The following is a 12,063-nucleotide window of genomic DNA, read 5'->3' as shown; positions in this document are numbered from 1 at the left end:
TTAAGATTTGACCAAAGTCATTGATGATTTTTGACCTTTGTGCATCAGTTGCTGGACTTTGACCCCTGCTCCATACACCACCACCGCTGTTACGATACCGACAATCGGCGCAAACCACGGACTGGTATAAGCCACTGCCGAGCCAACCACATACGCACCCAAACCCAGATAATTAAAATTCGGCAACTTGCTCCATAATTCTGGATACTGACCACGATGCTTAATCCAAAAGTCCGCCATAATCACACCGCCAATCGGTGGCATAAAAGTCCCAAGTAGTACCAAAAACGGAATCAGCATCTCATACATACCACCAACGGCCAAGATAATACCCACGATCGCTGCAGCGAAAGTCATCAGCTTGTGTCGATCTGAGCGCACAAGATGGCACGCAGCTGCCGAGACATTATAAATAGTTGGTCCTTGGATGGTGGCAAGATTCAGACACAGCATCAGTACAGCAGCGATTGATAAACCTTGCAAGATCAATACCTCAACAATATCCGCCTGCTGATAAGCGATCGCCATCCATGCTCCTGCCAGCACCATCGCACCATTACCAATCATAAAACTCACCAAACAAATCCAAATCGCCGATCTGCCACTTTTGGCGGTGCGTGTCCAGTTGGTGATCTGCGTTGCACCTGAAGCAAAAGTACCAAAAACAATGGTCAGTGCTTGTGCGATGGTCAATTTCTCAGTCGGCTCAGCGGTTAGCAGTCCTTGTAAGCCACCAACATCTTTGGTTGCGGTCACCACCGACAGCAACAAAATCACGCCCATCACTGGGATGGATAATTTCGCCAAAGTCGCCAAGCCTTTTGAGCCGATAATCGCCGTCACTGCGAACCCAAGTCCAAATATAACCATCAAAGGAATGGTAAGCGCCTCGGATAAGTTCAGTAATTTTACCAGTGAAATCGCAATGGTTGCCGTACCCCATGCATACCAACCAAGCTCAGCAAAGCCAAGCACCATGTCTGATAACTTTGAACCAATATTCCCAAAACAAAACCGCCCCATCAGTACAGTGTTCAGACCGCTTTTGGCAGAGATATATCCCAAAGTTGCTGCATAACTGGCTAATAAAAAGTTGCCAAGTACCGCGATCCACAAGATATCCACAAAGCTGAACGCAACACCAATCTTACTGCCAGCGAACATCGTGCCTGTAAAAAATGTAAACCCAAAAATCACCAAAGTAATTGGCAAAAATCCTTTTCGGCTGGACTTAGGTGTTTTACTCAGCCAACTTTCATCATGTTCAACCGCAGACATTATGCATACTCCAAATAATTATGACAAGATTACATAGTCAAAATATCATGAGATGATCAATTTTTTAGCGCAAAATTTATCTCTCAAACCATGAATAAGATTATAAATACTTATATTTACTGAGTAAAATGGTTATTTTTTGTCAATGATTTTTAATTTATCGGTTTTTATTATGATATAATTAGTTTATCATATTTATAATTATCATTGTTTTATCTGATTTTATGATAAATATAATTTGTTAATTAAAATACTCCCACTTTGATCCAAACGCGATAATTGTCGTGTAAAAACTATACAAAATAGCACTCTCATCCATTGCTCTTTTTTACAATCCCACCCACCACCTTATGCTATACTAAAGACTTTTATCAATACCAAATCTCCCATGACTCACCTAAGCGACTGGGTGCTACTGATGATGGATAAGCTTGGCTTATTCGGTGTGGCACTGATGATGTTTTTGGAAAATGTTTTTCCGCCCATTCCTTCTGAGCTGATCATGCCTGCTGCTGGCTTTGCGGCGGCGATGGGTCGTATGGAGCTGTGGCTTGTGATTGCTGCAGGGACGGCAGGCTCGGTGATTGGCGCGCTGCCTTTATATTATTTAGGCACTTTGCTTGATGAGCAGCGACTGTTTGCCTTGATGGACAAATACGGCAAATACCTGCTGCTGACGCGCGATGACATCATCAAAGCCCAAAGCTGGTTTGACCGATATGGCAATTCGGTGATTTTCTTTGGACGGATGATTCCTGCCATTCGCTCGCTGATCTCGATTCCTGCAGGCATGGCGCGGATGCCGATGTTGCCGTTTTTGCTACTAACTACGCTAGGCTCAGCCATTTGGTCGGCGCTGCTTGCTTATGCAGGCTTTGTGCTTGGGGCCAATTACCAAAAAGTCGCCGATTATATCGCACCCATCAGCAGTGCGGTTGGCTGGATTGTCGGCGTGGCTTTGCTGTTTATTATTCTTATTCGCTTGAAAAAATTTTTAAAAAATTAACTCATGACAACATCCCTACCCCGCCCAAAAATCGTCTTTTTTGACATCGATGACACTTTATACATTAAAGATGAAAACCGCGTACCATCGAGCATCACGTCTGCACTGACCGCGCTCAAAGACACAGGCGCGCTCGTTGCCATCGCATCAGGTCGCTCAATCGGCGTGATTCCGCCTGTGGTGAAAGATTTGATTGATAACATTGGCATCGATTTATTGCTCACCATCAATGGTGGCTATAATCTGTATCAAGGCAAGCCATTTCTAGATTTTCCCTTATGCCGTGAAAAGGTCGAGAGCATCACTGCCAAGCTTGCTGCCGATGGCATTGGCTATGCTTGCATGACGCATGACACCATCTTTGCAATGAGTGATACCGATGAGCTGCGCACCGCGTTGGCATCTCTGCATATTCCGTATCAGTTCATTGACCGAGATCAGTTTGACTTTGGACAGTCTGTGTATCAGATTTTAGCTTTTTATGCTGAAGGGACTTGCACACCCGCTCTACCGCCAAATACCAAAACCGTGCGCTGGCATGAATGCGCGGTGGATATTCTTGATCAAGATGGCTCAAAAGCGCGCGCCATCCGTGCCGTCCTGGATAAGCTTGGTATCGATCCACAAGACAGCTGTGCCTTTGGCGATGGACTAAATGACATCGAAATGCTGAAGCTTGTCGGTACGGCGATCGCCATGGGCAATGCACACGAGCAGCTCAAAGCACACGCTGACATCATCTGCGCGCGCCATGATGAAGATGGCATTGCCAAGATTTTGGCTCAATTGGGCTGGATCGCGCCTGCCTGAGAATAAGCTTGGGTGTAGATTTAGAAAATCACCACAAATCTTCACGGTTTTTTCAAATAATCTGATTATAATGAAACAACCGTGCAGGATTTTTCTAAATTTTAAATCACAAACATTGAAAACGCCCAAATAACCACACACAAATACCTATGTCAAAATTCTTATTTTCCACCATCTTTACCGCGCTGGTCTTGACAGGCTGTGCAAGCATACCGCACTATCCGATCGATACCACGCACCGTGCCATCGGACAGTCTGAACGCATTGAGTTCATTATCCTGCACTACACCGCCGAAGATAACGATGGTTCATTGGAGGTGCTGACCCAAGGCGAAGTCAGCAGCCACTATCTGATTCCTGATGGCGATGATGATAAGATCTATCAGCTGGTTGATGATAATAAACGCGCATGGCACGCAGGTCGCAGCAGCTTTCGTGGCAAAAGCGCGCTCAATGACACATCACTTGGCATCGAAATCGTCAGCGATGGCATTAAAGGCAAATACAGCAACTACCGCCCGTATGAAGGCTTTGTGGATTTTCAGCCCAAGCAAATCGCCAAAGCCGCCCAGCTCATCAGTATGCTAAGCAGCAAATACGCCATCGATCCGACGCATATCTTGGGGCATTCAGACATCGCGCCTAATCGCAAAATCGACCCTGGTGCGAAGTTTCCATGGGAATATCTGTATCGCACGCATGGCATCGGCGCGTGGTATGATGATGCGGACAAGGCAGAGTTTTTGACAGCGATCACGCACAGCGCGATTAATTTTAATAATCCTGCCACCATCACCGAGATCAAAGCTGAGCTACAACGCTACGGCTACACGGTGAATGACACAGCAGAATGGGACAGAGCTAGCCAAAATGTCATCTACGCCTTTCAGCTGCACTTTCGCCCACGCCTGCCGACAGGAGTGATGGACGCTGAGACTTATGCGATTTTACAAGCCTTGAACAAAAAATACCGCCCCCTAAAGCAATAAAACAACTATGGCAAATACGCCCAATATCCCAATGAGCGCCAAAGAGCGACTGATCCACACTGTCTTATTTGAGATCGGTGCAGTTGGTGTGTCGGCGGTGGTTGTGCTGTTGTTTTTGCAAATCCATGCAGCGGCAGCCATCGGCATCAGCGTGATGATCTCAGTGATGGCGATGGTGTGGAATATGGTGTTTAACTTAGGTTTTGATCACATTTTTACTGCACCCAGACAGACGCGCACTCTGGGCGTACGGCTATGTCATACCATTGCCTTTGAAGGCGGTTTGCTACTGTTCACCCTGCCTGTAGTAGCGTATTTTTTAGCATTGAGCTTATGGCAAGCATTCATCGCTGATCTTGGCATGACCCTTGCGGTGATGGTTTATACGCTGATTTTTAACTTTGTTTATGACCATGTGCGGTTAAGATTTTTGATCAAAAATTAAAAAACCGCCTGAAGATTCAAGCGGTTATGTGACTTTTTAAAAATTTATCATAAAAGACAATCAAGCCTTAGTATTATTCACATAATTAGTCGGATCAACGCCCGCTGTGCCTACTTCAGTATCTTCGCAGAAAAACGCCGCCTGCACACTATCACGCGCGCGCTGATAATCGGCAAACTGCTGACAGGTCGCATCCAGACTACCTTGCCATGTAGGGATTTTACCTTTCATACGACCAAAGCGATTGTGTGGCAGAGTCTGCATCCGCTTGGCAGTCTCAATCGCAATCAGCGCGCCATCACGATCATTACACACCAGCGCCATATCACAGCCAGCATCGATGGCAGCTTGTACGCGCTCACCGACACCACCTGCCACATGCGCCGCTTTCATATTGAGATCATCAGAAAACAGCACACCATCATAGCCAAGCTGATCACGAATAATCTTACCAAGCCATACCTTAGAAAATCCCGCAGGCTTATCATCGACTTGGCTAAAAATCACATGCGCAGGCATCAAAGCATCAAGCTGATCGAGCGTACGCACAAAGGTTTGGGTATCGAAATTAAAAATCTCATCAAAACTACGCTCATCGATGGCATCTGCCACATGAGAATCAGGCGCGATCGAGCCATGCCCTGGAAAATGTTTGCCCGTGGTCGCCATGCCAGCTGCTTTCATGCCTTTCATAAATTCTGATGACAGCGCGACAATAGCATCAGGCGACGCATGAAAAGCACGATCACCAATCACAAGACTTACCCCATCGACATCAAGCACAGGCGCAAAGCTAAAATCCACACCCACCGCCAGCACTTCTGCCGCCATCAGATAGCCGCAGTCATAAGCCAAAGACAAAGCACGCTCAGGGTCACAATCATACAGCTTGCCAAGCTTACCCATCGCAGGCAGCGGCGAGAAACCTTGGCGAAAACGCGCCACGCGGCCACCTTCTTGATCCACCGCAATCAGCACATCAGCACTTGCCGCGCGCATACTGTCGGTCAAAGCACGCACCTGCTCAGGCGACTCAACATTACGCGCGAACAAAATCATTCCACCCACTTCAGGATTCGCCAACAACGCGCGATCACTGTCATCCAGTACCTTGCCTGCCACATCCGCCATAATGATGCCAACTGCCATACATTCACCTTTAATAATCATCAAAATATCCGCTATTATGCCACGAAACCGCCCAAAATAGCACGCCTATCCGCCATTAAATTGTCATCAGTTGGTAAACAAAATCCTTACCCAATTCTCACCCAAAGCCCAAAAATTTACCCCAATGTAACGCCATCTTAGGCAGTTTCTACAAAAACCATCACTTATGCAAAAAATTCTTGGGATTTTTGTGATAAGATACATCTATTATTTTTATCACCATGATCTTGAATAAGTATTCAAATAAGGATTACCCATGTCGAAGCGCCAATATCTACTTTCTGGCATCGCAACCGCAGTCGCTGGCGTCATCATCGCCCAAAGCTACGCTGGCGTTGCCAATGCTGCCGATCAAGCCGCTTTTTCGCCATCACCTGAACAGCGCATCACCGCACGCCAAGTTGGGATTTTGCTCGATCGCGCGCATTATTTGGATGAGCGCATGGATGAGCAAATGGGCAACAAAATCTTAACGATGTATTTTGATAAACTTGACCCAAATCATACACTATTTTTACAATCAGACATCGATGAATTCACCGCCAAATACGGCGCAAGCTATGCACAGCGTCTGCTGCGTGGCGATCTGAGTGCAGGGATTGAGATTTTTGAACGCTATCGCACGCGCTCAAATGAATATTATGACTTTGCCAAAAACTTCTTGGCAAAACCAATCAATCTGAATACCGATCAAAGCATCGTTATCGATCGCGAAGATGCGCCACACTTTGGCTCAAAGCAAGAGCAGCACGCCTATTGGCAAAATCAGCTGACCTATTCACTGATCAATCTGACCATCAGCCAAGAAGATGACAAAGCCAAAGACCAAGCTTATCTGGACAATCCTGAGCTGTCGCGCGGTCAAGACTTGGTCAAGGCAGAAAGTCGCACGCCAACTGAGATTTTGCTTAACCGCCTAACGCGCCAACAAGAGCAACTTCAACGACTAAAAAATGACGAAATCATGGAATATATCCTAGATTCGGCGACGCTGACCTATGATCCGCACAGTAATTATTTTGCGCCTGTACAAGCCCAAGATATGCAGATCCAAAACAGCCTACAGCTTGAAGGCATTGGCGTATCAATCCGCCCAGATCGTAAAAATCCTGATTATATTCGCATCATCAGCCTAGTCGATGGCGGCCCTGCTGCTAAGTCTGGACAAGTGCGTGCCAACGATCTGATCATCGGCGTCGCCCAAGATGGTGAAGCGATGGTCGATACTGTCGGCTATACCACGCGCGAGATTGTCGCCTTGATCCGTGGTAAGCGCGGCACCAATGTTACCATCCGTGTCAAACAGCCCAACACCCCAGATTCACAAGCGCGCACCGTGACACTCACGCGCGATGTCATCCAACAAGAAGAATCGGGCGTACAGCATCGCATCATCGAAGTGCCATATGAAGGGGTGAACAAACGCGTCGGCGTGCTTGAGATTCCATCGTTTTATCTAAACTTCCAAGCGCGCCGTGAAGGCTTGGACGCCAGTCAATACCGCAGCGTTAGCAATGACACCGAAAAAGCACTCAAAGACATGACTGCCCAAGGCATTGATGGTCTGGTTGTCGATCTGCGTAACAATCCAGGCGGCTCACTCGATGAAGTCGCCAAAATGCTCGGCTTCTTCATCAAAGAAGGCCCACTGGTACAGATCCGTGACAACCGCGGCAATGTGCGTATCTATCGCGATGGTGATGGCGGCAAGCAGCTGTACCAAGGCGATATGGCGGTGCTTGTGAACTTAGGCTCAGCATCTGCCAGTGAGATTTTTGCTGCTGCTATTCAAGATTATGGACTTGGTCTGATCGTCGGTAGCACCACCACAGGTAAGGGCTCAGCACAAGCACAGCGCGATGATTTGGCATTAGGCTCAATGACCATTACCCAAAACAAATTCTACCGCGTCAATGGTGGCAGCACCCAAAACAAAGGCGTCGTGCCTGATGTCGAACTGGTCAATATCTATAAAGGTATGGAATTTGGCGAACGCGAATACAAAAACCCACTACCTTGGGATACCATCGCATCGACCAACTACACCGCTGAAGGTAAGTATTCACAAGCATTAATCGAGACTTTGAACGAGCAATCACAAGCACGCCAAGCACATGATCCACAGTTTATTTTCCTAAATAAACTCAACGACATCCGCGCACTTGATGATGATAAAAAACCTGCCGAAGTCAGCTTAAACAAACGCCGTGCTAAGCTAAAAGACATCGAAGATCAGACCTTGGCTGCCGAAAATGCACGCCGTCAAGCCACGGGCGAAACACCGTTCACCAGTTGGTCCACTTATCAAGCCAACCTAGATGCCATCGCCGAAGAGCGCGCGGCAATGAAAGAGAACGAACGCCCGAAACTGCCAGAGAGCGAAGCCTATGTGCTAGAAGCAGCGCATCTAATGTTTGATGCGGATAAACCACAAACCGCACAGGCTAAATCTGCCAAATAAGCTTGCTTGGCAATAAAAAAACAGCCGTAAAAAATCAGCCATCATCTTTTCAATGATGGCTGATTTTTTATTGGTGTTAAATGAACAACACACTCATCGCATCGTCACAAACTCTTCTGAGCCTGTCGGATGGATGGCGACGGTATTATCAAAGTCTGCCTTGGTTGCACCCATTTTGATCGCCACCGCAAAGCCTTGAATCATCTCATCAACCCCAAAGCCAATACCATGCAGACCGATGATTTTCTCATCACTGCCTAGGCACACAAGCTTCATGCGGCAAGGCTCGCGATGCTGCGTCACCGCGCTGTACATTGGCGTAAAGCTTGAATGATAGACCTTGATCTGATCGGCGCCATAGTACGCCACCGCCTGTTCTTCGGTCATGCCGATCGTCCCAATCGGTGGATGGCTGAACATCACCGTCGGCACAAGGCGATAATCAAGCTTCTCATTTGGTTTGTTATTGAACAGTCGCTCAGACAGACGACGACCTGCCGCTACCGCCACAGGCGTCAGCGCAATGCCGCCTGCGATAATATCACCGACCGCATAGATGCCATCGATGTTGGTATTTTGGTATTCATCGACGATGATTTGCCCTTTGTCATTCATCGCCACGCCGACAGTGTCAAGCCCAATGCCGTCCGTCGCAGGATCGCGCCCAATCGCCCAGACCACACAGTCCGTCTCAATCGTGCGACCATCAGCAAGTGTGATGGTGATGTTGCCGTCATCATTCTTGCTAAGCTTAGATGGCGATGCTGCCGTCACAAGCTCAATGCCATCTTTATCCATCACCTTGACCAAGGTCTCAACAATATCAGCATCAAAATTACGCAGCGGCTTATCACCACGCACCAAAAGCTGCGTATCTGCACCAAGGCTATTGACCACACCTGCCAGCTCAACAGCGATATAGCCTGCACCAACCACCGCAATGCGCTTAGGCAGTGCTGTCAGCTCAAAAAATCCATCCGAATCAATGCCAAGCTCGCTACCTTCGATGTCAGGGCGACTTGGGCGACCGCCTGTGGCGATCAAGATATGATCGGCGGTGATCTGCTCGCCGTTTACTTCAACAGTGTTTTTGTCGATGAATTTGGCAAATCCTGTGATCACTTCCACTTTATTATTATCAAAGCCGCGCTGATAAGACTGATGCACACGCTCGATGTAAGCTTGTCGATTTTTGACCAAAGTTGCAAAATCAAAGCCATTAACCGTAACATCAAAGCCATAATCAGGCGCATGCTTGGCGATCGCATCTGCCAATTGCGCACCATGCCACATGATTTTCTTCGGTACACAGCCGACATTCACACAAGTACCGCCGATGTGTCGTGCTTCGATAATGGCGCATTTTTTGCCATAACTTGCCGCGCGATTGATCGATGCGATACCGCCGCTGCCGCCACCGATGGCGATATAATCATAATGCTTAGTCATTGTTATGTTCCTTAATCTGATAATTTGATGACATATAATTGATAAAAATGTGGCAAACGCTGCACCACATGGACTTTTTGTTGATAAGTATTGATATAATGATCCACAGCCGGCTTGACCAGTAGATAATGGTTGTGGTTCGGCGCTGTATCAGGCGACCACAGATAATCATCAAAGCCAATTACACCATCCACTTTCACCAAACGATGCGCCAATAATGCGTCAAACAGTACATCCGGTGCTTCGTGCGAGCCATCGACATAAATAAAATCAAAACTGCCCGCCTGCCCATCAGCCAAAAGCTTAATCATCGCCGAGTGCGAATCGGATTTGATCTTGGTGACTGTCACGCCACTGAAGCGATTCACCTGCAGCTGCACATTGTGCATATACGCCGCTTCTGCCGCATTCATGTCAATATCGCCATGCTCCTGACCGCCTTGCCAAGTATCGATACTGACAATCTCCACGCCTTCATCGTGAAAGCTTGCGCATTTTTCGATGAAATAGCAAGTCGAACGCCCTTCAAAAGCACCAATCTCAAGCACTCGACGCGGCTTGATATCATTAAAGATATAGTCGAAATTGGACTGCATGGAGCTGAACCAATCTTGGCTAAAGTGAAATTGTGCCGCTGTATCGCTAGGCGCATCATGTGTGCTTTGGTTTTGCACATCGGCTTGTGCGTCAGCTTGCGTTTTGGCTTTGGTTTTGGCTTGTGCATTAGATCGTTTTGCCATGGATTTTCCTTGCTAAGGTATTATTAGTGATTATTGTAGCATAAATTCACGCCTGGTTTATCAGACAAAATCCCAAAACAAAACAACCGCAAGGAAAAATCCTTACGGTTGCCGAAACTATACCAAATACTAAAAGTATCAGTTCTTTTCTTTATCGATGATCTTGTTGCCACCGATCCATGGCATCATCGCGCGTAGCTTAGCACCTGTGGTTTCGATTGGGTGTGCAGCGTTGTTACGGCGGCGAGCAGTCATTGATGGATAGTTTGTTTGACCTTCAGCGATGAACATCTTCGCATATTCGCCATCTTGGATGCGTTTTAGAGCATTGCGCATGGCAGCGCGTGATTGTTCGTTGATGACTTCTGGACCAGTCACATATTCGCCGTATTCAGCGTTGTTAGAGATTGAGTAGTTCATGTCAGCGATACCGCCTTCGTACATCAAATCAACAATCAGCTTAAGCTCGTGCAAGCATTCAAAGTATGCCATCTCTGGTGCATAGCCTGCTTCTACTAGGGTTTCAAAGCCCATCTTCACAAGCTCAACTGCGCCACCGCATAGAACCGCTTGCTCACCAAATAGGTCAGTTTCAGTTTCGTCTTTAAAAGTGGTTTCGATGATACCAGAACGGCCGCCACCCACGCCTGCTGCATAAGACAGTGCAAGCTGCTTAGCTGAGCCTGATGCATCACGCCATACCGCGATCAGATCAGGGATACCGCCGCCTTTGGTGAACTCAGAGCGTACAGTATGACCTGGTGCTTTTGGTGCAACCATGATTACGTCTAGATCGCTGCGTGGCTCAACTTGGTTGTAGTGGATCGCAAAGCCATGCGCAAATGCCAAAGTTGCACCTTGCTTGATGTTTGGCTCGATGACTTCTTTATAAAGTTGGCGTTGGAATTCGTCTGGGGTCAAAATCATGACCACATCCGCACCAGCGACCGCGTCCGCAGTTTCAGCAACTTTTAGGCCAGCGTTTTCAGCTTTTTTCCAAGAAGCAGAACCAGCACGCAGACCAACGGTCACATCAACGCCTGAGTCTTTTAGGTTCAATGCGTGTGCATGACCTTGAGAACCGTAGCCGATGATGGCGACTTTTTTGCTTTGGATGATTGACAAATCACAGTCTTTGTCATAATAGATATTTAGGCTCATAAGAGTTTCCTTTTGTTAAAAATCGTTTTCAAATCTAAAACGAGTTGGTTAAAGTTAATTAGTTTTCGGTCCAACTTGGCAGGCTGTCGAAATCAAAGCCCATACTCAGACCTTTTTTCTCAATTGGTGTGCAAATTTCAAGCTTGCCATTGTTTGTCTTATCACAAATCAATGCACCTTTAGTCTTGAATGCTTGATCTTCGGTCAAAATTTTATAACCTTTAGTTGCTGCACGATATTGAGAAGTTGCATTCTTACCATTGATGGTATGTTCGCTTTCACACCAATTTTCACGCTCACAAGAAGTGCTATTAATGACAGAAATCACACCATGCTTTGGCGTTTTCACCTTATAATTATCAAAACCATAAGTTGGATAAACTGAATTGGCACCTTCTTCTTTATACATTTGGCATTGTGCTTTGCTTTGTAATTTACCATTACTAAAGACATAGCAAGTGGTTTTGCCAAACATCTGGGCTGCACCAGCCAAAGCACTACCAGATGCTGCTAATCCAAAGCCCAAGAGTGCAATTGCTAGAAATTTTTTCATA

Annotated in this window: 11 protein-coding genes; 5 read left to right on the top strand and 6 right to left on the bottom strand. The window is 46.8% G+C overall.

What is annotated here, in order from left to right; translation table 11 throughout:
• Nucleotides 1-1,278 carry a cytosine permease gene (gene codB, locus NGM44_RS07245; protein WP_253223046.1) on the bottom strand — a complete coding sequence of 426 codons (1,278 nt, stop codon included), beginning with the start codon at nucleotides 1,276-1,278 and terminating at the stop codon, nucleotides 1-3.
• Between the two features lie 388 nt (nucleotides 1,279-1,666).
• Between codB and NGM44_RS07240 the strand changes: the two genes are divergently transcribed.
• The 4 genes from NGM44_RS07240 (at nucleotide 1,667) to NGM44_RS07225 (ending at nucleotide 4,528) form a co-directional block, all read left to right on the top strand.
• Nucleotides 1,667-2,284 (top strand): DedA family protein, encoded by a 618-nt coding sequence (locus tag NGM44_RS07240; RefSeq protein WP_253223045.1) that lies wholly within the window; start codon nucleotides 1,667-1,669, stop codon nucleotides 2,282-2,284.
• A gap of 3 nt (nucleotides 2,285-2,287) precedes the next feature.
• On the top strand, nucleotides 2,288-3,094 hold the full coding sequence (locus NGM44_RS07235) for a Cof-type HAD-IIB family hydrolase (protein ID WP_253223044.1): 807 nt from the start codon (nucleotides 2,288-2,290) through the stop codon (nucleotides 3,092-3,094).
• Between the two features lie 149 nt (nucleotides 3,095-3,243).
• Nucleotides 3,244-4,083, top strand: coding sequence for an N-acetylmuramoyl-L-alanine amidase (locus NGM44_RS07230; RefSeq protein WP_253223043.1), 840 nt, complete (start codon nucleotides 3,244-3,246; stop codon nucleotides 4,081-4,083).
• A gap of 7 nt (nucleotides 4,084-4,090) precedes the next feature.
• Nucleotides 4,091-4,528 carry a PACE efflux transporter gene (locus NGM44_RS07225; RefSeq protein ID WP_253223042.1) on the top strand — a complete coding sequence of 146 codons (438 nt, stop codon included), beginning with the start codon at nucleotides 4,091-4,093 and terminating at the stop codon, nucleotides 4,526-4,528.
• Between the two features lie 60 nt (nucleotides 4,529-4,588).
• Here the strand turns inward: NGM44_RS07225 and nagZ are convergent, their stop codons facing one another.
• A complete protein-coding gene (gene nagZ, locus NGM44_RS07220) occupies nucleotides 4,589-5,677 on the bottom strand; it encodes a beta-N-acetylhexosaminidase (protein ID WP_253223041.1) in 1,089 nt (362 codons plus the stop codon).
• Nucleotides 5,678-5,954: 277 nt separating this feature from the next.
• Between nagZ and NGM44_RS07215 the strand changes: the two genes are divergently transcribed.
• A complete protein-coding gene (locus tag NGM44_RS07215; RefSeq protein WP_253223040.1) occupies nucleotides 5,955-8,159 on the top strand; it encodes a carboxy terminal-processing peptidase in 2,205 nt (734 codons plus the stop codon).
• A 93-nt stretch (nucleotides 8,160-8,252) separates the two neighbouring features.
• On the opposite strand, the gene gorA is transcribed toward NGM44_RS07215, so the two are convergent.
• The 4 genes from gorA to NGM44_RS07195 all read right to left on the bottom strand — a co-directional run bounded on the left by gorA (nucleotide 8,253) and on the right by NGM44_RS07195 (nucleotide 12,062).
• On the bottom strand, nucleotides 8,253-9,608 hold the full coding sequence (gene gorA, locus NGM44_RS07210; RefSeq protein WP_253223039.1) for a glutathione-disulfide reductase: 1,356 nt from the start codon (nucleotides 9,606-9,608) through the stop codon (nucleotides 8,253-8,255).
• An 11-nt stretch (nucleotides 9,609-9,619) separates the two neighbouring features.
• Nucleotides 9,620-10,348, bottom strand: coding sequence for a class I SAM-dependent methyltransferase (locus NGM44_RS07205; protein ID WP_253223038.1), 729 nt, complete (start codon nucleotides 10,346-10,348; stop codon nucleotides 9,620-9,622).
• A 138-nt stretch (nucleotides 10,349-10,486) separates the two neighbouring features.
• A complete protein-coding gene (ilvC, locus tag NGM44_RS07200; protein ID WP_253223037.1) occupies nucleotides 10,487-11,509 on the bottom strand; it encodes a ketol-acid reductoisomerase in 1,023 nt (340 codons plus the stop codon).
• 58 nt (nucleotides 11,510-11,567) lie between these two features.
• Nucleotides 11,568-12,062, bottom strand: a complete 495-nt coding sequence (locus NGM44_RS07195) for a hypothetical protein (protein ID WP_253223036.1) — start codon at nucleotides 12,060-12,062, stop codon at nucleotides 11,568-11,570.
• Nucleotide 12,063 lies beyond the last annotated feature (1 nt).

Source organism: Moraxella sp. FZFQ2102 (genome assembly GCF_024137865.1).
Classification (GTDB): Bacteria; Pseudomonadota; Gammaproteobacteria; order Pseudomonadales; family Moraxellaceae; genus Moraxella.
This window is presented reverse-complemented; position numbering and strand designations above follow the sequence as displayed.